The organism is Faecalimicrobium dakarense, assembly GCF_000499525.1.
Lineage (GTDB): Bacteria > Bacillota > Clostridia > Peptostreptococcales > Peptostreptococcaceae > Faecalimicrobium > Faecalimicrobium dakarense.
This window is the reverse complement of sequence record NZ_HG529316.1, coordinates 21,243-47,857: the sequence shown is the minus strand read 5'-3', so window position 1 is coordinate 47,857 and position 26,615 is coordinate 21,243. Positions and strand designations below refer to the sequence as shown.

28 protein-coding genes and 1 CRISPR repeat array are annotated in these 26,615 nt (G+C 26.4%); of the genes, 23 read left to right on the top strand and 5 right to left on the bottom strand.

Annotation, left to right across the window (positions count from 1 at the left end):
* The first annotated feature begins 81 nt into the window (after nucleotides 1-81).
* From BN899_RS07815 to BN899_RS07800, 4 genes are read left to right on the top strand one after another with little or no spacing between them, the layout of a single operon-like run.
* Nucleotides 82-750 (top strand): hypothetical protein, encoded by a 669-nt coding sequence (locus BN899_RS07815; RefSeq protein WP_042274375.1) that lies wholly within the window; start codon nucleotides 82-84, stop codon nucleotides 748-750.
* A 45-nt stretch (nucleotides 751-795) separates the two neighbouring features.
* Entirely contained in the window at nucleotides 796-1,176 is a 381-nt protein-coding gene (locus tag BN899_RS07810; RefSeq protein WP_042274373.1) for a DUF3139 domain-containing protein, read from the top strand.
* Nucleotides 1,177-1,199: 23 nt separating this feature from the next.
* Nucleotides 1,200-3,764: an ABC transporter permease gene (locus tag BN899_RS07805; RefSeq protein WP_042274372.1), complete on the top strand. Its 2,565-nt coding sequence runs from the start codon at nucleotides 1,200-1,202 to the stop codon at nucleotides 3,762-3,764.
* A gap of 24 nt (nucleotides 3,765-3,788) precedes the next feature.
* Nucleotides 3,789-4,457 carry an ABC transporter ATP-binding protein gene (locus BN899_RS07800; RefSeq protein ID WP_042274371.1) on the top strand — a complete coding sequence of 223 codons (669 nt, stop codon included), beginning with the start codon at nucleotides 3,789-3,791 and terminating at the stop codon, nucleotides 4,455-4,457.
* A 148-nt stretch (nucleotides 4,458-4,605) separates the two neighbouring features.
* On the opposite strand, the gene BN899_RS07795 is transcribed toward BN899_RS07800, so the two are convergent.
* Genes BN899_RS07795 through BN899_RS07785 form a run of 3 tightly spaced genes read right to left on the bottom strand, consistent with a single transcriptional unit; the run spans nucleotide 4,606 to nucleotide 5,278 of the window.
* Nucleotides 4,606-4,752 carry a YvrJ family protein gene (locus BN899_RS07795; RefSeq protein ID WP_071162442.1) on the bottom strand — a complete coding sequence of 49 codons (147 nt, stop codon included), beginning with the start codon at nucleotides 4,750-4,752 and terminating at the stop codon, nucleotides 4,606-4,608.
* A 52-nt stretch (nucleotides 4,753-4,804) separates the two neighbouring features.
* Nucleotides 4,805-5,032: a DUF2922 domain-containing protein gene (locus BN899_RS07790; protein WP_042274370.1), complete on the bottom strand. Its 228-nt coding sequence runs from the start codon at nucleotides 5,030-5,032 to the stop codon at nucleotides 4,805-4,807.
* Nucleotides 5,033-5,059: 27 nt separating this feature from the next.
* Nucleotides 5,060-5,278, bottom strand: a complete 219-nt coding sequence (locus tag BN899_RS07785) for a DUF1659 domain-containing protein (protein WP_042274369.1) — start codon at nucleotides 5,276-5,278, stop codon at nucleotides 5,060-5,062.
* A 244-nt stretch (nucleotides 5,279-5,522) separates the two neighbouring features.
* Here BN899_RS07785 and BN899_RS19285 point away from each other — a divergent pair, with 244 nt between their 5' ends.
* The 16 genes from BN899_RS19285 (at nucleotide 5,523) to BN899_RS07710 (ending at nucleotide 22,336) form a co-directional block, all read left to right on the top strand.
* Nucleotides 5,523-5,915 (top strand): hypothetical protein, encoded by a 393-nt coding sequence (locus BN899_RS19285; protein WP_042274368.1) that lies wholly within the window; start codon nucleotides 5,523-5,525, stop codon nucleotides 5,913-5,915.
* Nucleotides 5,916-5,955: 40 nt separating this feature from the next.
* Nucleotides 5,956-6,243 carry a hypothetical protein gene (locus BN899_RS07775; RefSeq protein WP_042274366.1) on the top strand — a complete coding sequence of 96 codons (288 nt, stop codon included), beginning with the start codon at nucleotides 5,956-5,958 and terminating at the stop codon, nucleotides 6,241-6,243.
* Nucleotides 6,244-6,270: 27 nt separating this feature from the next.
* Entirely contained in the window at nucleotides 6,271-7,308 is a 1,038-nt protein-coding gene (locus BN899_RS07770; protein ID WP_042274364.1) for a YfjL-like protein, read from the top strand.
* A gap of 52 nt (nucleotides 7,309-7,360) precedes the next feature.
* The gene (locus BN899_RS07765; RefSeq protein ID WP_042274363.1) at nucleotides 7,361-7,546 is read left to right on the top strand and encodes a hypothetical protein; all 186 of its coding nucleotides are present in this window, start codon (nucleotides 7,361-7,363) and stop codon (nucleotides 7,544-7,546) included.
* A 251-nt stretch (nucleotides 7,547-7,797) separates the two neighbouring features.
* Complete coding sequence (locus BN899_RS07760) at nucleotides 7,798-8,292, top strand: CRISPR-associated protein Cas4 (RefSeq protein WP_042274361.1); 495 nt, start codon at nucleotides 7,798-7,800, stop codon at nucleotides 8,290-8,292.
* Nucleotides 8,293-8,306: 14 nt separating this feature from the next.
* Nucleotides 8,307-9,305: a type I-B CRISPR-associated endonuclease Cas1b gene (cas1b, locus tag BN899_RS07755; protein WP_042274359.1), complete on the top strand. Its 999-nt coding sequence runs from the start codon at nucleotides 8,307-8,309 to the stop codon at nucleotides 9,303-9,305.
* Nucleotides 9,306-9,602, top strand: coding sequence for a CRISPR-associated endonuclease Cas2 (gene cas2, locus BN899_RS07750; protein WP_042274358.1), 297 nt, complete (start codon nucleotides 9,306-9,308; stop codon nucleotides 9,600-9,602).
* A 126-nt stretch (nucleotides 9,603-9,728) separates the two neighbouring features.
* Nucleotides 9,729-10,424: a CRISPR-associated endoribonuclease Cas6 gene (gene cas6 / locus BN899_RS07745; RefSeq protein ID WP_042274356.1), complete on the top strand. Its 696-nt coding sequence runs from the start codon at nucleotides 9,729-9,731 to the stop codon at nucleotides 10,422-10,424.
* Between the two features lie 12 nt (nucleotides 10,425-10,436).
* The gene (gene cas8b / locus BN899_RS07740; RefSeq protein ID WP_042274353.1) at nucleotides 10,437-12,134 is read left to right on the top strand and encodes a type I-B CRISPR-associated protein Cas8b/Csh1; all 1,698 of its coding nucleotides are present in this window, start codon (nucleotides 10,437-10,439) and stop codon (nucleotides 12,132-12,134) included.
* Nucleotides 12,127-13,074 (top strand): type I CRISPR-associated protein Cas7, encoded by a 948-nt coding sequence (locus BN899_RS07735; RefSeq protein ID WP_042274351.1) that lies wholly within the window; start codon nucleotides 12,127-12,129, stop codon nucleotides 13,072-13,074. The genes cas8b and BN899_RS07735 overlap by 8 nt, the downstream gene beginning before the upstream one ends.
* Nucleotide 13,075: 1 nt before the next feature.
* The gene (gene cas5b / locus BN899_RS07730; RefSeq protein ID WP_042274349.1) at nucleotides 13,076-13,831 is read left to right on the top strand and encodes a type I-B CRISPR-associated protein Cas5b; all 756 of its coding nucleotides are present in this window, start codon (nucleotides 13,076-13,078) and stop codon (nucleotides 13,829-13,831) included.
* Between the two features lie 9 nt (nucleotides 13,832-13,840).
* Nucleotides 13,841-16,396 (top strand): CRISPR-associated helicase/endonuclease Cas3, encoded by a 2,556-nt coding sequence (locus BN899_RS07725; protein ID WP_042274348.1) that lies wholly within the window; start codon nucleotides 13,841-13,843, stop codon nucleotides 16,394-16,396.
* 168 nt (nucleotides 16,397-16,564) lie between these two features.
* Nucleotides 16,565-19,218: direct repeats of the CRISPR family, unit length 30 nt; unit sequence GATTAACATTAACATGAGATGTATTTAAAT.
* Between the two features lie 91 nt (nucleotides 19,219-19,309).
* Nucleotides 19,310-19,468, top strand: a complete 159-nt coding sequence (locus BN899_RS19005; RefSeq protein ID WP_154658890.1) for a hypothetical protein — start codon at nucleotides 19,310-19,312, stop codon at nucleotides 19,466-19,468.
* A gap of 209 nt (nucleotides 19,469-19,677) precedes the next feature.
* Nucleotides 19,678-20,166, top strand: a complete 489-nt coding sequence (locus tag BN899_RS07720) for a prolyl-tRNA synthetase associated domain-containing protein (protein WP_042274346.1) — start codon at nucleotides 19,678-19,680, stop codon at nucleotides 20,164-20,166.
* A gap of 127 nt (nucleotides 20,167-20,293) precedes the next feature.
* Nucleotides 20,294-21,493 (top strand): S41 family peptidase, encoded by a 1,200-nt coding sequence (locus tag BN899_RS07715; protein WP_042274344.1) that lies wholly within the window; start codon nucleotides 20,294-20,296, stop codon nucleotides 21,491-21,493.
* Between the two features lie 90 nt (nucleotides 21,494-21,583).
* A complete protein-coding gene (locus BN899_RS07710; RefSeq protein WP_042274342.1) occupies nucleotides 21,584-22,336 on the top strand; it encodes an AAA family ATPase in 753 nt (250 codons plus the stop codon).
* Nucleotides 22,337-22,479: 143 nt separating this feature from the next.
* On the opposite strand, the gene BN899_RS07705 is transcribed toward BN899_RS07710, so the two are convergent.
* Nucleotides 22,480-22,893: a flavodoxin gene (locus BN899_RS07705; RefSeq protein ID WP_042274340.1), complete on the bottom strand. Its 414-nt coding sequence runs from the start codon at nucleotides 22,891-22,893 to the stop codon at nucleotides 22,480-22,482.
* 314 nt (nucleotides 22,894-23,207) lie between these two features.
* Here BN899_RS07705 and BN899_RS07700 point away from each other — a divergent pair, with 314 nt between their 5' ends.
* Nucleotides 23,208-24,314: a YkvI family membrane protein gene (locus BN899_RS07700; protein WP_042274338.1), complete on the top strand. Its 1,107-nt coding sequence runs from the start codon at nucleotides 23,208-23,210 to the stop codon at nucleotides 24,312-24,314.
* Nucleotides 24,315-24,369: 55 nt separating this feature from the next.
* Here BN899_RS07700 and BN899_RS07695 read toward each other — a convergent pair whose 3' ends face one another.
* The gene (locus BN899_RS07695) at nucleotides 24,370-25,155 is read right to left on the bottom strand and encodes a Cof-type HAD-IIB family hydrolase (RefSeq protein ID WP_042274336.1); all 786 of its coding nucleotides are present in this window, start codon (nucleotides 25,153-25,155) and stop codon (nucleotides 24,370-24,372) included.
* Nucleotides 25,156-25,490: 335 nt separating this feature from the next.
* Between BN899_RS07695 and pdxS the strand changes: the two genes are divergently transcribed.
* Both pdxS and BN899_RS18605 read left to right on the top strand, forming a co-directional pair.
* Nucleotides 25,491-26,369 (top strand): pyridoxal 5'-phosphate synthase lyase subunit PdxS, encoded by an 879-nt coding sequence (gene pdxS, locus BN899_RS07690; protein ID WP_042274334.1) that lies wholly within the window; start codon nucleotides 25,491-25,493, stop codon nucleotides 26,367-26,369.
* 1 nt (nucleotide 26,370) lies between these two features.
* Nucleotides 26,371-26,529, top strand: coding sequence for a hypothetical protein (locus BN899_RS18605; protein WP_081712201.1), 159 nt, complete (start codon nucleotides 26,371-26,373; stop codon nucleotides 26,527-26,529).
* The last annotated feature ends 86 nt before the right edge of the window (nucleotides 26,530-26,615 follow it).

Here is a 26,615-nt window from a genome sequence, read left to right as displayed (position 1 = left end):
AAGAATTAGTCACAGACGAAGGTACTATGGTAAATAATTAATAAATACGTGAGAAGTAGAAATACAATGGAGGAAAGGTATATGAAAGTAAAAAAATTTATACTAGCTATGGTAGTAGCTGCAAGTTTAAGTGTAGGTTTAATGGTGGGATGTACACATTCTGAGAATCCATCAAAAAACTCAATTGAAACTGAAACTCAAGCAACTGAAGAAGATGAGTCTATTAAGCTCTTTGAAGATTACTCAAAGAAAACTAGCACCCAAGAAGGAGTGTATGAGGTTAAACAAGATTTATCTAAAAAGATTTCAAAAGCAATAACAGATAGTGGCCTTAGGGTTGCCGATTCAAATCCAGATGGTAGTTTCGTGTTATCTCTAGGAGGCTTCGAAAACCCTCCTACACAATCTATTCAAAGTCTATATTACTCTATGTCCGAAGACTCTAAAAAAGGTAAGGCGACACTAGATATTCTGTGGGTCAAAGAATATCCTGAAAATATAAAATTATATGAAGATGATAAATATGTTAAAGCTATATACAACATATTTAAGTCATTAACTAACACTAAATTAACAGAGAAAGAATTCTTTGATGCAGTTGAAAAAACATTTAATGAAGAAAATGGTCTTGTAGAACTTCCTTATAAGGATGATATACCGATTCAAGTTATTCAAGTTAATAAATCTGGAAAATACATTAAAACTTTACAATTAAGATGTAATTATGACTTCGATATTTTAAAGTCCTAGTGTATCAGAAAATTTATCAACTTTTATTAAAATAAGGAGGTTTATATGAAAAAATATCTAGCTATTTTATTAGTATTAATTATAGGATTTACAGGATTTTTTGTATATGATAATTACTTTAAACCTTGGAATGAAGCTGAAGAACGTATTAATAAATATATGGTAGAGCAGGGAGTTTCAAAAGATGACATAAGTAAAATTACAAAAGAAAAAGCAAAAATAGCAAGTTACGATGGCATCCTTTATAAGGTGTCTTATAAAGATGATCCTCAATATGAATATCAATATCTTTATAGCGATGATATTCATGCTCTATATATAAATAAAGTTATGTTACAAATCTATGACTTAAGTGATGGTCATGAACTAATAGATCGTGAGGAACTTAAAAATGTAAAATATCCTCCAATCTACTTAGATAAATAAATTATAAACGAGGAGGGGATTTTATGGGAATATACTTAAAAATGTCACTGGCATATTTAAAGAAAAATAAACTTAGGACTTCATTATTGATATTAGGTGTTGCATTAGGCGTAGTATTGATATTTGGAACTAGTGTTATAAAAGATTCTCAAAATAAAAATGATGTTAAAGCAATAAATAAACTTTATGGTGGATATAATTTAGAATTTAATGATTTAAATTCTGATGGAACTGAAAAGTTAAAAAGTGAGAAGGATGTATCAAAAATTACTACAGTTCAAAATCTAGGTAATATTGTAGACAAGAAGGGAAACTCTTTTCCACTAAAATCTGCAGACAAAGATTATATTACTGATAAGTCAGGTAAATTGATAAAAGGTAGACTTCCAAAGAATAACAATGAGATAGTAATGGAAGAAAATGCTCTGCAAGCAATGAATATATCTTATGAATTAAATTCAACTTTAGATTTTACAGTAAAAAAGAAATATCAAGATTCCCAGGGGAATAATAAGATCTATACTGAGGATAAAAAATTTAAACTTGTAGGAGTTATAGAAAAACCAAAGGAATTTTATAATTTTTATGATATTAACATTCCATTTGAGGCATTTACTTATGGAAATGACGAAAAAAATAGCATAATACCACAAGATACAATTAGTTATAATAGTCTCTTAAGTTTAAAGAGTGGCTGGAAAAATGTTGATGGACAAGCCTATAAAATTATGGAAAAAAATAATTTAGGGGAAGTTAGTTACTCACCAAATATGCCGCTTGTACGACAATTAATGGATAAACAAATAGAAAAGGATGATCCAGGTGCTTATAAAAGAGAAGTTTTAATTATAATTACAGCAGCAATTTTCGTATTTAATCTTTTTAATATAACATTAAATGAAACAATAAAAGAAATGGGATTACTTAGATTAATAGGTTCAAGTAAGAAAAATGTTAGATGTATGATAATATACCAAGCATTAGTTATAATGGCTTTAGGTATAGTAGTAGGATTAATATTCGGTTGGATATCTTCGTATATAGTAGTTAATACATCTGGCTCTTCTATATATCAAGAGGCAGTAATAAAGCCAAAGTTATATGTGAGTAATGAAAATATTATGAAAGCCATAATAACAGGTGTATTTTCTGTACTTGCTTCTTGTATTATACCTATTTTCAAAGTTGGTAATATATCATCTATTGAAGCCACAAAGAAAAGTGATAAGTTTAAAGGTTATAGAGGAAGTTACAGATTAAATAAACTATTAAGTAAAATATTTGGGTTCTATGGATTTATGGGACTTAAAAATATTGGAAGAAATAAAAGTAGAGCTCTTATATCAATGATATCAATTGCGCTAGGAGGATATGTATTTTTAACTACATTTTCAAGTATGCAAAATGATATAAATGATAAAATTGCGGATATGCAAAAAAGATATGATATAACAATACAATTTGGAGTAAATTCAGATTTAGATAATGCAAAGTATACAGAGAGTGATGTAAATAAGCTAAAAAATGTAGATGGTGTAAAAAGTGTAACTCCAGTACAAATAGAAAGTGGATTATTAGATTATAAAAAGAATGAAATGGATAAGGACTTTGCAAAGAGCAAAGGAATACAAGAACAAGATAAAATGGAATATGAAATGAATCTAAAATTATTTGGGCCGGATTATGTAAATAAAACATTGAAAAACTTCTTACAAGAAGGGCATATATATGAGATTGGAACATTAAACGAAGGGTTACCAAATGTAGCAATATATAATTATTTTTATGATGAATCTGGGACAAAAACGTTTAAAAAAGTTTTTCCTGATTTAAAGATAGGGGATATTATAACAATAAAAGTTCCAATTACAGAAAACGGAAACACTGAATATAAAGAAAGCAAAGTAAGAGTATGTGCAATTTTAAAATCTGACTGGATGTCTAAGGGGGATGGCGATTTAAACCGTAATTTTGAGATTGTAACAGCTAATAGCCTTTCTAAACATATTGTTGGAGAAAAAAAATACAATAAATTAGGTATAAGCTTAGTAAATCCATCTGATAAAACTGTAAATAAAAAAGTAGAAGAAGTTTCTAATAGTATTCATTTATCTCAATTTGAAAGTAAGCTTAACTTTAATGAGATGCAAAAAAGTTCTATATCAGAGTATACTAAGACCCAGTTATCAGTGATAATATTAGTTTTAATAATAGCAGGAATTAATATCTTCTGTACAATAAAAACAAATTTACTTATACGAAAGAAAGAGATTTCAACACTTAGAGCAATAGGATTAAGTGTAAAAAATATGAAGAAAATGATTACTTATGAAGCATTAGCATATGCAATATTAAGCTTTACAATTGCTATAATTCCATCTATAACAAACTTAACTAAATATGTAAATTGGAATAATAGTGCTTATAAAAACTATGGAATAGAGCATTTCATGTCTTTTATATTCCCAGTTAAAGAATCAATAATATTTTTTATTATAACTGTTATTGTATGCTTAATTGCAGTAGCTACAAGCAGTAGAGATTTGAAAAAGATAAGTATTATTGAGGGAATAAAAGATAACGATTAATTTATTGTATTAGGAGGATAATATATGAAAAATTTAAAAGTGATAGATTTAAAAAAGATATACGGTAAGGGTGATAGCGAAGTTAGAGCAATTGATAACATTAATTTGGAAATACAACCTCATAAATTTACAGCTATAATTGGACAAAGTGGTTCTGGAAAGAGTACACTACTTCATTGTATGGCAGGGCTTGATAAACCAACTTCAGGAAAAGTATTTATGGATGATTTAGACTTATATACTTTAAATGATGATAAACTGTCTAAGATAAGAAGAGAAGAATTTGGATTTATATTTCAAAGTTTTAATCTAATACCAGTTATAAATGTTTATGAAAATATAATACTTCCTGTTTCAATTAGTGATAAAAAAGTAGATAAGGAGTATATAAGTGATTTAATAAATAAATTAGGGCTAAAATCACAAATAAAGAAATTCCCAAATGAATTATCAGGGGGACAGCAACAGAGAGTAGCCATTGCTAGAGCACTTGCAAATAAACCATCAATTATATTTGCAGATGAACCAACTGGAAATTTAGATAGTAAAACTACTAAAGAGGTAATGGATATATTAAAGTTTTGCGTTAATGAATATAAACAGACATTAGTTATGATAACTCATAATGATGAAATAGCTGAGAGTGCCGAAAATGTTATAACTATTAGTGACGGTAAAATTATATCCAATTAGTACAGAAATAGCTATAACTCTAATAGCTTATTACAGACACTATTACCTAAATGACTTAATAAAATTCTAAGAATGAAATTAATAAATTCAAAAATAAGGTAGCTAAATTTAAAGCTACCTTATTTTTGTAATACAAATATATATTTTATTATTTCATACCAATAATATTTTTAGATAATTCATTAATAGAATCAGTAAGACACTGAAGCCTTCCCTCAATCCTCACAAGTAAATACATACTAATAGCAATTGGAAAGCCAACAGAAGCTATCAAACTTTGAATTTCAAAATCCATAAAATACCCTCCTATAAAAATTAAAGGCCAAGACATAATCTTGACCTATAAATTACTCTATAACTAAATCATAATCACTAGTATTAGTAGCAACAACCTTAGCACCTAAAGTAGATACTATCTCAGCACCATTAGGAGCAAAAACTCCTTTAGCTAAAACTAAATCCATAGCATTCTTTATTTCATCTTCAGTAATATCTTCTCTAGGATTATCAACAGATAAAGACACCTTCTTATCATCATTAGTTTTAAAACTCATAACCAATTTTTTAGTTTCCATACTAAATTCCTCCTTTAATAAATTTTACTAAGCATCAAGCGAAGTATTATCAACCTTAACAACATCTAAAACATTATGCTCTTGAAGAGACATTAAAGCATCAGCTACCTCATAAGCATCTTGATTAGTAGCATTTGGTTTTAAATTAGAAAAAGTCTTAAGTTTTGTTTTGGTCTTACCATTTACCATACCTAAATCTAATTTAATCTTTAAGCTTGATGGATTTTTAGTTTCAATAACAGCCATATATAAAACCTCCTTAATATTTTTTAGCTTTAAGCTTAATTAAATTATAGGGGAGATGAAAGAGTTAAACATATTAAAGAAGTTTATAAAATTTAACCATTTGGGTACAAAAAATAGCCTTTCAGGTATAATGTATTGCAAAATTAAAGTGCATCTGGTAGCTTAGTAGTGGACTTTATAAAATATAATAAGTATCTTTTATAAAGAAGAAATCAAATTATATAAGGTACTTAGGGGGTAGAATATGAGTGAAATAAATAAAATTATAGTAAGCATAGGTATCGGATTAGTAATAGTGCTTACAGCGTTGAATTTAATTGAAAAGCTTAATGATGGTTACAAACTATCTATTACAAATAAAACTGATTCAACTATTACTGATTTGGAAATAAGGTATAAAGTTGGTGGAATTATAAAAACAGTTTCTAAAATAGAGCCAAATAAATCTTGGAAAGAAAAAATAGATACTAAAAAAGTTCAAGGCGAAGATTCAATATTTTTAATATATAAAGATAAAAAAGGTAATATCCATGATAAGTGCTTAGTTGGGTATTTAGAACATGGATATAGTGGACAGGCTTATGTAATTATTAATCAAATTGATGAAAATGGAAAATTAGATATAAGTTTAGAATAAAAATAGATTTGAAGATCTTACTAACTGAGGGGGAGATAAGATGAAAATTAAATCAGAAAATATGATATCTATCATAATAATGCTAATTATAGTATATGTTATAGGGACACCTATTGGGGCATTAAGGTTCGCAATTGCAAGAACTGGAAATCTAATTACTGCAATAACCCTTAAAATATCAGATAAGCCTCATAATGCAAAAATTGGTGAAAGCCAGATGGTATATACTCTTATAAATCCTCCTGTTGAAAAAGCTACTCAAGGTGAATTGAAAAAATGGATTGTAACAAAATATGGGTTAATATACTGGGGAAATTTTTATGGGTAATTTGTAGTAGATGGAGGACTGTAAAGTATGCTTGAAAAAACAATGATCAAACCAAAGTTTATAATTAAATACATAGTAATAATAATTTTTTCTATAATCGCATCTATAATATTTTTTTCGTCTAAATTTATTGGAACATTTCCATTACCTGTTATAATTCCATTTTTACTTGTTCTTATATATAATGACGTATTAAGTATAATAATAATCGGTGCTATTAGTCTTTTAGTTACTAATTTATTTACGCCAGAGTTAGGGTATGAGATAATTTTAATACCAGCAGCTTTGTTTTGGCTAATACTACTTTCTTATGCAGGAAAATATACAAATGAATATATACATGAAAAAGATAGAGTAAAAAGATTAAGCGTAATAATATCAGTTATATTATTTATGACAATTAGTTTTTACTTTTATAATGGGCTGATGGGAAATCCCATAACTTACCTAAAAGCTAAGCCTATGCTTCAAGAATATGTTAATAAGTACTATAAAGATAAGTTTACTTTAGAAGATTTTAATTACTATGGATTTAAAGGTCCAAGTTATGTGTACCACATTAAAGATAAAAAGGACGGAAAGGTTTATTATTTGTCTTACATCCCATATAGTAAAAATATAGAGGATGAATATCAAATTGATAGTATAGATAAAATAAATCAAAATATTGGATCAAAGTTAATAAATGCAATTCTTTTAAAAACTAATTTAAAAAAAGAAAATATATCAATCCCATCTGTGAATATGGGAGAAGAGTATGATATAGATTATAATTTAGTAAAAAACTACTCAAATAAAGAAATAGAATCATTAGGCTTATATTTATATAAAGAAGCAAGCAATGTTGATAGTGAAGAATATCTTTATAGCAATTCTGATGAATTTTCAAAAGGCGTCTATGAAATAATAAATGCACTTAAAGAAACTGATTATAAATATAAGGAAATATATATTAGTTCAAGTGCATCTAAAGGAGAATATAGGATAAGGATTGATAATATAGGCGAAGTTAACTCTTTAGAGTACATAAAAAATAATGTAGAAATACAAAAATTATATAATTAACAAAATTAAATATATAAAATACACATGTCAGGATAAAAGGGGGGAGTAGTATATGATAGAAACTGATAAATGTCCAAATTGTGGTTGCAATGAAATTGAGCGAGGAATACAAAAAGGTCAAGGAAGTATGCATCCAATGGATTCATTTGGACTGAGCTCAAATGTAATAGCATATATATGCACAGAATGTGGTTATATAATAGCTATGAGAGTAGAGAAACCAAAGAGATTTAAATAGTATTAGTTATTTAAAGTAAATAAAATCCCCTAGAAATCAAAGTGATTACTAGGGGATTTTAAATGTGCATACAATAATATTTAAATTTTAAGTTGTAAACAACAGAAAAAATTTTAGAGTATAATTTAAAATATTTTTATAAGTAATTTAGTATAACAGAACTTAAATTAAAAATTTAAATAATATGTATGGTTAAATTTAAGCAAGTTAATAATTTAAAATAATAAAAATAAATATTAAAGGAGAATTTAATGAAGTTAACAGGTACATTAATAAATTACTATTTTCATTGTAAAAGACAATGTTGGTTACTTGGGAATAGAATAAATCTTGAAGATAATAGTGAAGATGTACGAATAGGTAGAGTATTGCATGAAATAAGAGCTGATGGAGTGAAAAATAGAGAGCTAGCAATAGAAAATGTAAAAATAGATAAACTAACAAAAGATCACCTAGTAGAGATTAAAAAATCAGATGCAGATGTTGAGGCAAGTAAGTGGCAAGTTTTATTGTACTTAAAAATTCTAAAAGAAAAAGGCATAAATAGAAAAGGAAAAATAGAGTTTATAGAAAAAAATAAAATTGATAATAAAATAGTATTTTTAGACTTAAATGAAAAAAATGAATTAGAGTTAGAAGATATAGAAATTAAAATAAATAACCTTATAAATAATTCTATAGCACCATCACCCAATTTAAAAAGGGGATGTAAAAAATGTGCTTATTATGAATACTGCTTTATATAATAGGAGGATTAAATTTGGGAAAAACAAAGTATATAAACTCTATGGGAGAGTTAAGTAGAAAAGATGATTCAATATGCTTTAGAAAAAATGGAAAGAATGTATACATACCAGTAGAAAATACCACAGAAATATTTTGTTTAAATGAAGTATCCTTAAATTCAAAGTTATTAGATTTTTTATCAAAATCTAATATTATAGTACACTTCTTTAACTATCATGGAGGATATAGTGGAACTTTTTACCCTAAGGAGCATTTAATAAGTGGAAAGGTAACCATTAAGCAAGCAAGGTTATTTGAAGAACAAAGAGAAATTGTAGCAAAGAGTATTGTAAATGGAATTAGAGAAAATATGATAGAAGTACTAATGCACTACTATAAACATGGAAAATCAGATATAAAACCTATCCTAACACACCTAAAAAAAGATTCCGTAGAAAAATTAGAAAAAGCAAATAACATAAAAGAAATACTTTCAGTAGAAGGATATATATGGCAAACTTTCTATTCATCATTTAATCATATACTTAGAGAAGATTTTGTATTTAATAAAAGGGTAAAAAGGCCGCCAGATAATCCATTAAATGCAATGATATCATTTGGAAATAGTATTTTATACGCAAAAACTGTAACAGCAATATATAATACTCATTTAAATCAAAGTATAAGTTTTTTACATGAACCAAGTGAAGGTAGATTTTCACTAAGCTTAGATCTAAGTGAAGTATTTAAACCAGTAATAGTTTATAAAACTATATTTGATTTAGTTAATAATAGAAAAATAAGTGTCAATAAGCATTTTGAGAAAAATGTTAACTACTGTATGCTTAATGAAGAAGGAAAGAAAATTTACATAGAAGCTTTAGAAGGTAGATTAGAATCTGTTAAAGAGCACCCAAGACTTAAAAGAAAAGTAACTATGAGAACTTGTATAAAGCTAGATGGATATAAACTTTTAAAAATGATAATGGAAGGCAAGGAGTTTAAACCATATAGTTTGAAAGAAGGTATATAAATGGCTAATAAGAATAAAAAGATAAATTATAATTATGCATTTGTATTTTATGATATAGGAGAAAAAAGAGTAAATAAGGTTTTTAAGGTGTGTAAAAAATATCTTACTCATTTTCAAAAGTCTGTATTTAGAGGTGAGGTAACACCTTCAAAATTACTTAGTTTAAAAAATGACTTAGAAAAAGTTATAGATAAAGGTGAAGACTTTGTTTGTATAATAAAACTTATGAATGGAAACGTGTTTGGTGAAGAGATTATAGGTAAGTCAGAAGATAATGGTGAAAGTTTAATAATATAGACTAAAATCATATTAAGAATTAAATATAATGTAGAAAAATGCAAATTTAGATAAAAAAATAAAGGTTTTTTTAAAAGAAGGTCATATTAATAATATTATAAAAATAAAAAGGGGAGAAGGAATAAGTTGAAAAACATAATTGAATTACAAGTAAAGGTATTTTTACTTAAAGATATAAATTTAGAAAATACATCACAAGAAATATGCAAAATAATAGATAATGCTTTAACAAAAAGTGAGATATATACTAAATTCCACAATGAAAACAAGTTTAAAAACTATTCTTTTAATATGCTATATCCATTAGAAAAAGATAAAGTATATAAGAAAGAAAATATATACACTTTTATAATAAGAACAGTAGACAACAATTTAAGTGAATATTTTATGAAAGAATTAAAAAATCAATATACAGATGAGATAAAAGTTTTAACAGTAAGCAAAAAGATAATTCCTATAAAGCATATAGAAAGCATCCACACGATAACACCAATAGTGTCTAAGTTTGATAAAGGTTATTGGAAACAACATTCAACAATAGATGTTTTAGAAAAAAGAATAACTGAAAATTTAATTAAAAAATATAATAACTTTTATGATGAAAAAATAGATGAGGATTTTGAATTGTTTACAGCTATGAGTATTGTAAATAAAAAGCCTATATCAACTAAATACAAGGATATAAGTTTACTTGGGGATAAGATTAATTTTAGAGTTGCTGATAATGAAAAAGCTCAAGAGATAATAAACTTTGCACTAGGGGTAGGAGTAGGAGAAATGAATTCAAGAGGGTTAGGGTTTATTAATTATAGGTGGCTGTAAAGGGGTGATAAAGTGTTAAAAGATTGCTTGGAAGTTTTTAAAAATATGTATGACAAAGAAGGAGAAAATCTTATTGTAGATAGCTATAGTTTAGTTGAAGGATCATATATATTAGTTAAAAATAATGGAGAATTAGATAAGCTTGAAATCTATAAAAGGGATAATGATAGAAGTAATAAGATGTATTCATATTTTGCACAAAGAGACTATTTATCAAAATATATAGATTCAAACAAAGCTATAAATACTACAGTTACATCTATAGATAAAAATGGAAAAGAGATAAAAATAGGAACAAAAGTAGTATGTAGTAATAACTATCTAACATTTTTTATAAAGAAAGAAAACTTAACCTCTGGAAAAATAAATGAAGATGTAATTAAAAAGTACTATGATACTATTGAATCTATATATGGTGTAGATAATAAGGAAAAATTAGAATTTATAAAAGACTGGATGCGTAATAATCTTCTTAAAATGAGCTATCCTGAAAAGGAGAAAAGTGCATATTTAAAGATATTTTTTGAAGAAGATATAGAAACATATAGAAATGAAAGTAGCAAATATATAATTTCTAAAATATATAATGATGCAAAGTATAATGTAGAGATAGATAATAAAATATATGGACTGCCTAATGATAATATGGGACTCAATTCAAAAAAACCATACTTAGAACAAAAAGGAAGAAAAAATACAATGCCATATTTAATCAATGAAGAAGAAGTATTAATTCAAAAGAAATTCTTTGACTTTTTAATGAATAACGTAGCTATAAATAAAAGACTAGTTTACATAGATGAGAAAGTAAATTGCTATGAAAATGGGGATAGACCAAAAGGAAAATTCACTGGTTACTTTATGAGATTACAAAAAGGTAAAGAAGTAGAAATACATGATTTTGATACTGTAGTTAGTATGAACTCAAAGATAAGAGCATTTGAAGTATTTAAGCCTATAGATATAGATTATAGCAAAGTTAAACAAGTTATAGAATATAAAACGACTACAGATATAAAAGATGTTGAAGTGAATATTAGTAACGGATTTTTTAATAAGTTCTTGCATACAAACTACTTTACAGATGCTAAAGATATAAAGTTAAATGAAGGCAAGTTAAAAGAAATACTTATAGAAAATAGAGAAAGTTTATTTAATTGGTTTTATAAAGGAAATATAAATGGAGTAAGGTCAAACTTATCAAAATACTCTTTAAAAATAATCAAAGGTTCGATACTTAATGGATATATAACAAAGGCAGCAGAACAATATAACCTTAGGTATAGTTTATTAAATTACTTTAATGGAGGTAGCAATATGGGAGATTTATTAAAAGATACTAAAAATGCTCTAAGAGAAAAAATAAATTCAAAAGAAACTCAAAGTATACAAAGTGATGAAGAATATTACTTTGCAATAGGACAAGTAGCAAACTATCTAATATCGCTTAACAAATCAGGAAATAAAACTCATTCACTATTAAATCCAATATTAAATACTAAAAATGAAATTAAATTAAAAGAAGAAATAATGAAGTTATTTAAAAAGCATAACTATGCAATCAAAAAAGACAGCAAAAGATTTAATAACTTATATTCAATGATTCTAGGATATAATCCAGAAAACAAAATAAATGAAGATTTATTATTAGCAGGATATTTAAATTCAAGTTTGATATATGAAAAGGTGGAGGACAAGGGAAATGAATAAAAGAGTATATGGAATTATAGGAATAAAGTCTATAATGGCTAACTGGAATGCTGACTTTAGTGGTTATCCAAAGTCAATATCAACAGGAGAAGTATTTGGAAGTGATAAAGCTTTAAAGTATCCAATGAAGAAAATGTGGGAAAATCACGGAGAAAAAGTACTATACATAAAAACTTTAAAAATAGATGAGGGTAAAAAGGGCGAAACAAAAGTTAGACCTAAATCTTTAAAAGAAAGATATGAAGAAATATTTGAAGTAGAAGATCTAAAAAAAGAAAAAGATAATAAAAAAGTACTAACAAACTTATTTAATGCAATAGATGTAAAAAACTTTGGAGCAACATTCGCAGAGGAAGGAAATAACATAGGTATTACAGGAGCAGTACAGATATCTCAAGGATTTAATAAGTATGAGCATACAGAAGCCCAAGAACAACAAATATTATCTCCATTTAGAGATGGTAAAGCAAAAGAAAAAAGTAAGGATGGTGAAGATGCTAGTTCAACTACACTTGGAACTAAAATAGTTAGTAATGAAGCACATTACTTCTATCCATTTACTATAAATCCATTAACATATAAATCGTTTATAGAAATGGGAGTAACTGAGGGGTATACAGAAGAAGATTATCTTAAATTTAAAGAAGCAGCATTAGTAAGTGCTACGGCGTTTAATACAAATTCAAAAGTAGGATGTGAAAATGAACTTACTATATTTGTTGAAATTGAAGAAGAACTATATCTTCCAGATTTAGCTCAATATATAACATTTGAAAAAGAAGATAAAGATGTTATAACACTTGGCTTTGACGAGTTACTAAATTCATTAGAAGACTCAATATCAAATATAGAAATATATTATAATCCATATAAAACTACTATAAAAGCAAATATTCCAAAAGCTAAATACTTAAACATATTCACTAGAAAAGAGGTATAGAATGAAAGCATTAAAGTTTAACCTAAGTGGTAAAACAGCTTTCTTTAAAAAGCCAGAGGTAAATACATACCTTTACTTTACTTATGGAACTATACATAAAGTCGCTTTAATGGGGATAATAGGTAGCTGTTTAGGACTTGGGGGATATAATCAACAAAATAAAGAAGATGACTATCCTGAATTTTATGAAAAGCTAAAGGATTTAAAATTTGCAATAGTTCCTAAAAATGAAGGTGGATATATAAATAAAAAAGTGCAAGTATTTAACAACTCTGTTGGTTATGCATCTAAAGAAGAAGGTGGAAACTTAATAGTAAAAGAACAATGGCTAGAAAATCCAGCTTGGGATATATACATTCTTTTAGATAATAGTGATATATGCAAAAATATAGAAAAAAGATTTAGTGAAAGAAAGTTCATATACATACCATACTTAGGTAAAAATGACCATGTAGCTAATATAATAGATGTACAAGTTATTGAAGATATAAAAGAAGTTAGTGATTTTAATAAATTAGATAGTATATTTGTAAAAGAAGAATTTGAATTTATAAAAGATGATGGATTTGATGACTTTGATTTCGGAGATTTAGACAAAGAAGTTGAATTTAAATATCAAGAAAAGCTTCCTTACAAACTAGAATTATCTACAAATCAGTATATACTAAAAACTTTTATTTATACAAATATGAAAGTTGCTAAGATAACTGATAGTAAGGTGTATAGTGTAGATAATTTAAACTTATATTTTATATAGGAGATAAAAATGTATTTTAAAAACATAAGATTATTTGATATAGATAAAAACGTATCTGAAAATCAATATATATATGCTCATATGAGAAACGACATTGAAAAAGAAACATTAAAAGAGCATGTAGATTTAGTTTATAAATACTTTATAAAACTATGCGATACAAAAGATATAAATAGTGTTTTTGAAAGATTTCAAGATAAAATATTAAATAATTCATCTAAAGAATGTATAGAAATTTTTAAAGAGCTTATTTCAAATGCTATATATATGCATGATGTAGGTAAAATTAATAGTGACTTTCAGTATATAAAAATGAAAAATAATAAGTTTAAAGATACTTCACAGATTTACTCAAAGCACTCTATGTTATCTTCTATAATGTATTTTGATTATTACTTTGATAAAATAAGAAATTCCAAAATAAAGGGAGAAGATAATATGCTTCTCCTTTTATTTCTTACAGTAAATTCATATGTAATATCAAAGCATCATGGAATATTAACTAGTTTTAATGACTATATTGAAAAATTACCAAGTGAATTTAATAGCCATATATCACATAAAGAACTATATAAAAATTATAAAGTAGATATAAAACTAAATGAAAAATCTGTAGAGAACCTTATGGATAGGTTAAAAAAATATATAAAAGAACACCATAGTAAAAAAGATTTAGATATTGAGATATACATATATTCAAGACTAATGTTCTCATTATTAACGTCATGTGACTTTTATGCAACCTCTGAGTATCAAAATAAAAGTAGTGTAGATGATTTTGGAATTATAGAAGATGTCTCTAAGTATTATGATATATATAAATCATCTAAGATATACAAAGGCTTAGAAAAACATAAACAGTATTTAGCTGGTAATGGAGAAAAAGTATTTGAAGATAATGATATAAATAGACTAAGAACAGAAATGAATATAGAAGCTGAAAGTAACTTAGTAAAAGAAAAATCTAAAAATATTTATTATTTAGAAGCGCCTACAGGAAGTGGAAAAACTATAACATCCATTAACTTAGCTTTAAAATCTTTAGAAATAAATAAATCTTTAAATAAGATATTTTATATATTTCCTTTTAATACTTTGATAGAACAAACTTATACCACATTTGTAGATGATATATTTCAAAATGTTGTAGATATAAAGTCTGATATATCAATCATAAATTCTATAACTCCGATAACTACAGTGGATATAGAAGAAGACAATAAAATTGTAAGCGATGATTATTCAAAGCAAAATATTGATTATGAAAAATCATTGCTTAATAGACAATTTTTACATTACCCAATAGTATTAACAACTCATATAGGATTTTTTAATTATCTATTTGGAACGAGTAGGGAAGAGAGTTACCCACTTATACATTTAGCTAATAGTGTAGTTATATTAGACGAAATACAAAGCTATAAAAATTCTATATGGAAAGAAATAATACTATTTTTAGAAAAATATGCAGAACTTTTAAATATAAAAATAATAATAATGTCTGCAACTTTACCTAGATTAGATAAGTTAGGATATGAAAATGGAAACTGTGCTTATTTAATAAAGGATAGAGAAAAGTACTTTAGTAGTGAGTTATTTAAAGATAGAGTTGAAGTTAATTTTGATATGATAAGTAATAATAACTTTACAATGGAAACTTTGCTTGAAAAAGTTTTAGATGTCAGTAAATATACTAATAAAATTTTAATTGAATTTATTAAAAAGACTTCAGCAGTAGAGTTTTATAAATTACTCAAAAATGAGTTTGAAGATGCAATGCTTATAAGTGGTGATGATAATAAAAATGAAAGAAAAAAGATAATAAGTAAAGTTAAAAATGAAAAAAAAGCAATACTCGTAGCAACTCAAGTTGTTGAAGCTGGAGTTGATATAGATATGGATATAGGGTTTAAGGATATATCTATACTAGATTCAGAAGAACAGTTTTTAGGTAGAATTAATAGATCTTGTAAGAAATCTGCTTCTAAGGTATTTTTCTTTAATATTGATGATGCAAGTGGAGTATACAAGCATGATTTTAGAAAACAAAACCATCTTACATTGATGAATAAGGATATACAAAATGTACTTTTAGATAAGGATTTCGAAGTATACTATGATAAAGTTATAGCCGATATAGAAAATAGTAAATGTGAGTGTAATGACAATAATATATCTTATTTTCTAAAAGATAAGGTTGGTAGATTAGAGTTTGACTTTGTAAAGGAAAAGATGAGACTAATAGATAAATTAAGGGATTATACTGTATTTTTAAATACAGTAGTAAATTTAGAAAACGGAAAAATTTTAGTTGGGAGTGAAGTCTGGGAAGAATATAAAAATATTATTAGAAATAATGATATGAGCTATGCAAAGAAAAGAATTGAGCTTTCTAATGTTATGGAAAAAGTAGATTATTTTACTTATAAGTTGAGAAAGTTCACCAACTCATATAGTGATTCTATCGGAGATATTTTTTATATTGCAGATGGAGAAAAGTATTTTGCAGATGGAAAATTTGCTAGGAGTAAATTTGGGGAAGATATAAACCATGAATTTATATAATTTATCCCAAGTAAAGATAGATATTAGACAGATGAAATTATTGAAACTACTATATACTAAGATAGATAATAAAATTGTTAACTTTTAGTTGGGATAAACTGAGCTAAGTCTAGTATTATTAAAGGTTTTTGTACTATAATGTATTATATAAATAGCTATTTTACAGTGGATTAACATTAACATGAGATGTATTTAAATATATGCATATAAACAAGCAGGTGTTTCTATTCCTGATTAACATTAACATGAGATGTATTTAAATTGATTAGAGTTATGAGAGGTAAAAGTATATTTAAAGGATTAACATTAACATGAGATGTATTTAAATACGTATATTACAAAGTACCGAAGAAGGTATGAATAAGATTAACATTAACATGAGATGTATTTAAATTATAAACCTCCTTTTAAATTAAAGATGATACATTACGATTAACATTAACATGAGATGTATTTAAATAGATGGATGAAATAGAGTTCAAAGGTACTTTAGATGATTAACATTAACATGAGATGTATTTAAATGAGAATCAGTTGGTAAGTTTTCTACTTTAGACCAATGATTAACATTAACATGAGATGTATTTAAATATGTTACCAACTAATGGAGCTCGACTTGGATTAAGAGATTAACATTAACATGAGATGTATTTAAATGTATATTGTTTACCTTCATACTCTACAGTCTTATCGATTAACATTAACATGAGATGTATTTAAATTCATTTACTAAACTCATATCATCACTTATTTGTGTTTGATTAACATTAACATGAGATGTATTTAAATTAAATACTTATTTCCAAATATGTCCTCGCCTATGATTAACATTAACATGAGATGTATTTAAATTTAAAAAGGTCTTGAGGAATATTTTTAATTGTTATGATTAACATTAACATGAGATGTATTTAAATTAGCAAAAATGCAATGTAAATGTGGGTGATAACTGGATTAACATTAACATGAGATGTATTTAAATTTAAAACCTTTAGTTAATGTTGTTCCAGCAACAAGATTAACATTAACATGAGATGTATTTAAATTAATGGATAAAAATCAGAAAGAAATAGTTGAGTTGCGATTAACATTAACATGAGATGTATTTAAATTGTGGTAATACTCTAACAGTTGTGTTCCAGCTTTTAGATTAACATTAACATGAGATGTATTTAAATTGTCTTTCTACAAAGTCACCTTTTAGAGATAGTTGGATTAACATTAACATGAGATGTATTTAAATTAAAGATTACTATATTTTTCTTCCCCTTCTATTGAGATTAACATTAACATGAGATGTATTTAAATATCATTGATTGTGGCATATTATCTAATTGCGAAGGGATTAACATTAACATGAGATGTATTTAAATTCTATAAAAGCTTTACCTAGCCATTTTTTAGGAACTGATTAACATTAACATGAGATGTATTTAAATTTAGTAAAAAGTGCTATAAGCTCTATATATCCAGAAGATTAACATTAACATGAGATGTATTTAAATAGAATGGTGGAGTAGCTCTAACTATCTTCTTATTAGGATTAACATTAACATGAGATGTATTTAAATACAATACCTAACATATTAGATGTTTCTGCTATAAGATTAACATTAACATGAGATGTATTTAAATCCAACAGATTGCATACCTTTAATTGGCTCAGGTGGGATTAACATTAACATGAGATGTATTTAAATAGAGAAGACAAACGAGATAAGAGTAGATATTGAAGACGATTAACATTAACATGAGATGTATTTAAATTGGAGTGGATAGATAGAAGAAGACAAGATGTTTCGAGATTAACATTAACATGAGATGTATTTAAATACTATGAAAAGTATTGGTAATGCTGTAGCAAAACCAGGATTAACATTAACATGAGATGTATTTAAATAAAAACCTGTGGAGTTATAGATGGTGAACCTGCAAGATTAACATTAACATGAGATGTATTTAAATATTATAACTACATCTGGTCTAACTTGTCTTATCCTTGATTAACATTAACATGAGATGTATTTAAATAAGTTTCTTTATTAGTGCCAAGCTCCTTTTGAATAAGATTAACATTAACATGAGATGTATTTAAATTTACTTGCAAACTGGTCGGCTGCTAACATATTTAACGATTAACATTAACATGAGATGTATTTAAATAGAGTAAATTTTAATAAATAAAGGTTAATTTAGTGATTAACATTAACATGAGATGTATTTAAATTCGGTAGCCTTAACTATTACTAGCTTAGGTGCTCTAGATTAACATTAACATGAGATGTATTTAAATTTTAAATCTGCTAATAAATCCATAATATCAAAAGGATTGATTAACATTAACATGAGATGTATTTAAATGAATATTTAAGAAGTTACGTAGTATTAAATGGGGTGATTAACATTAACATGAGATGTATTTAAATGAGAAAACTATCAAAGGTTATGAGTACGATTTATTTGATTAACATTAACATAAGATGTATTTAAATAATTCATGGGGTGCTTGAATCTAATTTTATTAAATAGATTAACATTAACATAAGATGTATTTAAATAATACTGATGTACAACAATTAGGAGGATCCTTAAAAGATTAACATTAACATGAGGTGTATTTAAATTAGCTAACTGATTGTTTTATTTTTACTTTTGACGCTGATTAACATTAACATGAGATGTATTTAAATTTGTACTCTTTTATATATTTGAAAATCCAATTATAAGATTAACATTAACATAAGATGTATTTAAATCGCTACTAAAGAGGGTGCTCAATATTTTGTAAGATAGATTAACATTAACATGAGATGTACCTAAATTAGTCAGAAATAATTTGGTTGAATTCTTAGATAAATATTAGACATGCTATACAAATTGAATCTAATAAAATTATATGGGGAGTGAGATATAATGAAAATACAAAAACCTGCTGGGCATTTTGAGCCAATAACTAATAGCAGAGAATTTACAGATGAGTTAATAAGACACTGCAGTAATAACAATAAAGACTTAGTAATTATACACGAAGGTATGGAGCCAGTAGTTAAAATATCATTCAGTAACTATTAGTATTATTATATATCTGTAATAATAAGTAAAAGATATTGAAATTGATACTATTTCAGATAAAGAAAAATATGAGGTATTAAGAGAAAATGATTATTTAAACTCAATCGAAGCTAGTTATATAAAAATAGCTCTACATGTCTAAAATAAAACTATTAATGCTATAATAAAAATAAGAAACTATAGAAAAATTAGGTTATTGGAGGTCCAAAATGGAGCAATATGAACTAGTTTATGAAACATTAAAAAATATGAATATTACATATGACATTGTAGAGCATCCACCAGTTTTTACAACAGAAGAAGCAGATAGTTATATTGAAGGTATGGAGGGAGTTCGTACTAAATCATTATTTCTTAATAACAAGAAAAAAACAGCGTACTATTTACTAATAATGGACGATTCAAAGCAACTAGACATGAATAGATTCAAGGAGATTGTAGGTGAAAAACAACTTAGCTTTAGTTCGTCAGAGAGATTGATGGAGAAAGTGTCATTACAACCGGGAGCTGTATCTATTTTTGGATTAATAAATAATAAAGAGAAGGATATTAAAGTATTTCTAGATAAAGAAATTTTATCAGAGAGATTAATGAGTTTTCATCCTAATGATAATACTAAAACTATATTTATATCAACAGAAGATATGTATAAATTTATAAAAGATATTGGATACGAATATAATGTAGTTGAAATATAAAAAAGAAATCTATTCAGATTTCTTTTTTATATTTTACTAAATACATATAGGATTTAGTAAGCTAGATTTTCTTGTAAAGTAATGTTACAATGTTTAAGATTATTGGCATAATAAGGATGTGAATTGGATGAAAAAGAAAGTATTATTTTTAGTAGTTATTTTTATATTTGTAATTTTACTAGGTAATTCCATTTATTCTAAAAAGGATCAACTATCTAAGAGAGAAAAGGTAGAGGACTTTAAGTATGTATATAATGCTATAAAAAATGGATATCCTTACCTAGATGTAAATAAGAGACGTAATAATATAGATTGGCTAGGAAATAAGGACAAATACCTAAAAAGAATTAAAAATACTAAAAATGACGAAGAATTTATAGAAGAAATGTCATCTATATTATCTGAATTAGGTAATAGGCATACTGAATTAATAGATAATAAAAAACGATATGAACTTTTTAAAAAATCATATTCTAATAATAATTGGTATGATTTTCTTGATGATAAAAAAGTGGTAGATAGATATGATTCTATAAATCCTAAAATAAAAATATCAAAGGATATTTTTTTAAAGAAAGAGTTAATTTTAGAAGATGTAATTAAAGATAAGGTTGGATACATGTATTTACCATCAATGGCATCAAGAAATGGGTCTACAGATAAAGATCTAGAAATGATTGGAGATTATATTAATACCTTAGGAAAACACAAAGCTTTAATTATTGATATAAGAGGAAATTTAGGAGGAAGCGATAGGTATTGGCAAGGAATAGTATCTAAGCTTATAAAAAATGATATTAAAATAAATGGTTATAGGGTCTATAGAAATAATAGTGAAATAGTTAAAAAATATACCGATGTAAGAAATCTAAAGTTAGAACCTATTGAAAATTTACCAATGGATGTAGCGAAGAATGCTCCAGAGGAAACTTTAAAAAAGTTTAGTGATTTTGAAAATACGTCTTATACTATAAAAGCTAATAATGATTTTAAATTTGAAGGTAATATATACTTACTTATAGATGAAAAAATATATTCATCATCAGAGGCATTTTCTATGTTTTGTAAGGAGACTAAATTTGCAACACTAATAGGAGAAACTACTGGAGGCGATGGTGGAGGATTAGATCCTGTGTTGTTTAAGTTAAAAAATAGTGGTTTAATAGTTAGGATGGCAAGTGGTATGTATTTAGACAAAGATGGAATATGTGATGAAGAATTTAAAACCACTCCGGATTTTAAAATAAAAGATTGTAAGCGAACTGAAAATTTTAAAAATGATAACTGTATAAAAAAGGTATTAGAACTTGAAAATATCAATGATTAAATAATAAGCAAAAGATATTTTTGATGAATATGAGTATAGAAAATCTATGGGTAGAATTTGCTATACTAAATGCAAAAGGGGTGAGTACTGTTGGAAGATATTAATATTAAACAATATATTAGAGAAGTAAAATTAAATAAAGATAAGATAGAGAATATAAATAAGTATCCATTCTGTCTACCAGTTATAAAAAACTTAGACAAGTTAGAATTTCATCCTAAAGTTACCTTCTTAGTTGGAGAAAATGGAAGTGGAAAATCAACACTTTTAGAAGCTATAGCAGTGGATTATGGATTTAATCCAGAAGGTGGAAGCAAAAATTTTAATTTCTCAACTTGTGATAGTCATTCAGATTTACATGAATACATAACATTAACAAAAGGATTTAAAAAACCTAGACAAGGATTTTTTCTAAGAGCAGAATCTTTATACAACGTAGCATCTAATATAGATGAACTTGACAAAGAGACTATGGGTAGACCTATTATAGATTCTTATGGAGGGATATCTTTACATAAACAATCTCATGGAGAATCATTTTTATCTATTTTTCTAAATAAGCTTTCAAGAAATGGAATTTATATTCTTGACGAACCAGAAGCGGCACTATCTCCAGCAAGACAAATGGCAGTATTAACTAGATTAAATGAACTTGTTAATGAAGGGTGCCAATTTATAATAGCGACTCACTCACCAATACTTATGGCTTATCCTGATTCAATAATATATGAGATAAAAGAAGATAAAATATCTAAGGTAAAGTATGAAGAAAGTGAGAACTATCAAATTACTCAAGACTTTTTAAATAATAAGGAAAAGTTTTTAAAAATACTTATGAGCTAAGTAATTAAATATAGTTAAAGCAAATAAAATTCCCTAGAAATCACAATGATTACTAGGGGATTTTTCAGTATGTATACAATAATATTTAAATTTTCAAGTTGTAAATAAATAACTAAATACAACAGAAAGAATTTTAACTACGCTTATTTAGAATATTTTTCACCTAAAGATTTAAGTAAATCTAATGTTGAGCTTTCTGGGTCGTAATTTGCCATTACACTTTCTTCAACTAGAGTAGCTCCTAAGCCTATAACTTTTTCTTCCCAGTCTCTCATCCATTGACCGTCTCCCCAACCATAAGATCCAAATAGTATTACTTTTTTATTATCTAAAGAAGCTATACTTTCCATGAAAGGCTCCATTTCACCTTCTTCTAAAACTTCATCTCCCATTGCAGGGCAACCTAAAAATAATACATCAGCTTCATCTATATCATTTAGAGTAGCCTTATCAACACTTAATAACTTAGCTCCATCTTTACAAGTTGAGAATATAGCTTCAGCCATTGTTTCAGTGTTTCCTGTACCACTCCAATATATTATATTAACTTTATTCATATCAATCTACCTCCGTAATATTATTTAACTTAATTAGATAATAGCACAGTAATAATTATTTGTAAATAAAAATGATAATTAATATCAATGAAGATGAAAAAATAGCCTTAATTATAGCAAAATCGATAGTTTATTGGTTGTAATAAAGTCTATAGCTAAAAATATAATTATATAGTTAATGTAAAAACTGTGTTTAAAATATAATTATAGAAATATAATTTCTAATATAAGAAAATAGTTAGCTTTTAAACTTTAAAGTACTAATCACTTATATAAGGTTTTATTAATACTATTTAAGGGGGGAAATAATTCAAATGAAAAATTCAGTAAACGCAAAAGAAATTATAAAGTTTGCAGGTACATATATATCAGTTGCTATAGGTTCGGGATTTGCTACAGGTCAAGAAGTTCTACAATTCTTCTCAGTTCACGGTCTTATGAGTATTGGTACAGGGATAATATCTATGGCTCTTTTTTCATTTTGTGGTGCATCATTATTAGAGCTAGGTTACTCTAAAAAATTCAAATCTAACACAGATATGTTTATTAACTATTTTGGTGAATATTTAGGAAAGTTCTTCAAATGGTTTACCATAATACTTATGTTCTCCTCTTTTGTTGTAATGATATCAGGTGCAGGAGCTACTATAAATCAATATTATGGAATAAATCAAAAAATAGGAAGTTTAGTAATAGTTTTAATAGTAGTTATATCTGTATTTATGGGTATTAATAAAGTTATAAATATATTAGGAAATATAGGACCGATTATTATAATATTTTCAATTTCAATAGGACTAATTACTTTAATTAGAAATTTTGATAACTTAGGAAATATTAATTACATATTAAGTGATCTTCAAATTAAAGCTGCTACAAATAACTGGTTTACTTCTGGTATATTATATGCTAGCTTTAATATTACTTTAGTCGCACCATTTTTAGTTGAGGTTGGTAGTACTGCAACTAATAAGAAAAACTGCATTCTAGGTGGAATACTAGGTGGTTGTGCGTATATGATTGCAGCAATGATATTAAACTTAGGGCTATTATCTAATATACAAAATCTTTATAATCAAGAAATTCCAACTTTAATCTTATCAACTGAAATTTCTAAAACTATTGGAGTAATGTTTTCTATAAATCTTATAGCTGAGATATATACTACTGCAACACCTTTATTATTGACAGTATGTAAGAGCTTTTTTAAAGAAGGAACTATTAAGTTTAAATTGTTAGCTATAATAGGTGCTATTGTAGGCTTTCTAGGTGGAAGTCTCCCATTTGGAGAACTTGTTAACTTTGTTTATCCTTTTTCGGGAGTAGTAGGACTAGTGCTTATTTTAGGAATTATATTTAATAAGATTTTTTACAATAAATTTAAAAAGGCAAGAAGAATTAATATTAGAATAATTAAATGACAGATATAAAATAAAACACTCTAGATAAATAGTTCATAACTAGAGTGCTTATTTTTTATAATATGAAATTTTCAATACCAAAAGCTATACCATTATTATGTACAGTTTCAGTTACTTTTTTAGCATAACTTTTAACTTCATCACTAGCATTTCCCATGGCTATACCACATCCAACAGTAGATAACATTTCTATATCATTTTTGCCATCTCCAAAGGCATAGCTATTTTCTATTGGAATATTCAAATGTTCTAAAGCTTTTAATATTCCTGTTGCTTTAGTAACTTTTTTAGAGTAAAGCTCAAAGGCATCTAATTTTTCATGGTGCATATAATCATAATCATCTGTTCCTAAAGATAAGCAGTAATTTACACCTTCTTTATCTTTACAGAGCATTTCTATTTTATAAGTTTCTATATCTTCAACGTTAAAATCACTCTTTAAGTAATTTCTAGATACATTTGCATTATCAAAGAAAGAGTAAAATTCCTTACAGTGTTCTTTCATATAAGAGTCAATTTCCCCTTGTAATATGTATTGAATATTACGCTTTTCAAAATTATCAACTAATTCCTTAACAAAATCCTTATTAAGAGGCTCTTTATATATAACGTTGTCATTAAGTTTTACATGGGCTCCATTAGTAAGAACAAATCCATCAAATCCAAAGTTTAATAAAGATTCACTTAAAAAAGCATAGGGTCTACCTGTTGCAATAAAAGCATAATGACCATCTGCTTGCAATTTGCGAATAGACTCTTTTACTTCAGGTGTAATATCAATTAATCCATTAACCCAATCTATTAATGTCCCATCTATATCAAAAAATACAGCTTTTTTCATAATTATCCCCCTATTTAAAATCATTTTAGTTATTAAAACAATAAATAGAATTTATTATTGTTCATTACGATTATATATAATTTTAAAGTGTTTTTTATAGTGAGTCAATATTTGACTATACATTTAAAATATTACTTAAAATTGAAAATATATAAATGAATTTTATTAACTTATTAGTTATAGCTATTTTCTAAATTGTATTATTTGAATTTGAAAAGCGTATGGATACAATTGTATAAAAATAAGTGTTTTGTAAGGTATTAATTGATAATATAGAAAAATTGTACTACTATTTTTATTGTTAAAGAAAAAATTAAAACTAGGGGGAAAACAAAATGAATAGCAGATATGGATTAAATAAAAATTTAGCAGAGATGTTAAAGGGTGGAGTAATAATGGATGTTACAAATCCAGCTGAAGCAATAATTGCCCAGGAAGCAGGAGCTTGTGCAGTAATGGCACTTGAGAGAGTACCTTCAGATATAAGAAAAGATGGTGGGGTGGCAAGAATGTCAGACCCTAAAATGATTAAAGAAATTCAAGATGCAGTAAGTATACCAGTAATGGCAAAGGTTAGAATAGGACATTTCGTAGAAGCGCAAATACTTGAAGCTTTAGAAATAGATTTTATAGATGAAAGTGAAGTACTAACTCCAGCTGATAAGGTATATCATATTGATAAAGAAAAATTTAATGTTCCATTTGTATGTGGTGCTAGAAATCTAGGGGAAGCATTAAGAAGAGTAGGCGAAGGTTGCGCAATGATAAGAACTAAAGGTGAAGCAGGAACTGGGGATGTTGTTGAAGCAGTTACTCATATGAGAACTATGATGTCTGACATAAGAAAAGTTGTATCTATGGGAGAAGAAGAGCTTATGAATATTTCTAAGGAAATGGGAGCTCCATATGATTTAATAAAATATGTTCATGAAAATGGGAAATTACCAGTAGTTAACTTTGCAGCGGGAGGAATTGCAACTCCAGCAGATGCAGCTTTGATGATGCAACTTGGATGTGATGGTGTATTTGTAGGTTCTGGTATATTTAAATCAGATGACCCTGAGAAGAGAGCAGAGGCTATAGTTAAAGCAGTTACTAATTATAATAATCCTAAAAAATTGGCACAAATTTCAGAGGATTTAGGTAAAGCTATGAGTGGAGTATCAGTGGATAGCTTGCAAAATGAAGAGAAGTTAGCAGTTAGAGGATGGTAATATGCTTAAAACACTAGATTTATATGATACATTAAAAGAAAAAATAGTAGCAGCAAAAGAAGATAATATGCTAGTTACATCTTTTCATCCTGAATTAACTGATGATTTAAGAGTCCATAAGTATTTTTTAAATATGATTAAAGAAAAAAGTCAAAATTAAGATTATTGTAAACTCTAATATAAATATATTAGGGTTTATTTTTATGCAAGTAATATTAATAGTGGTGGCATAATAAATATATATAT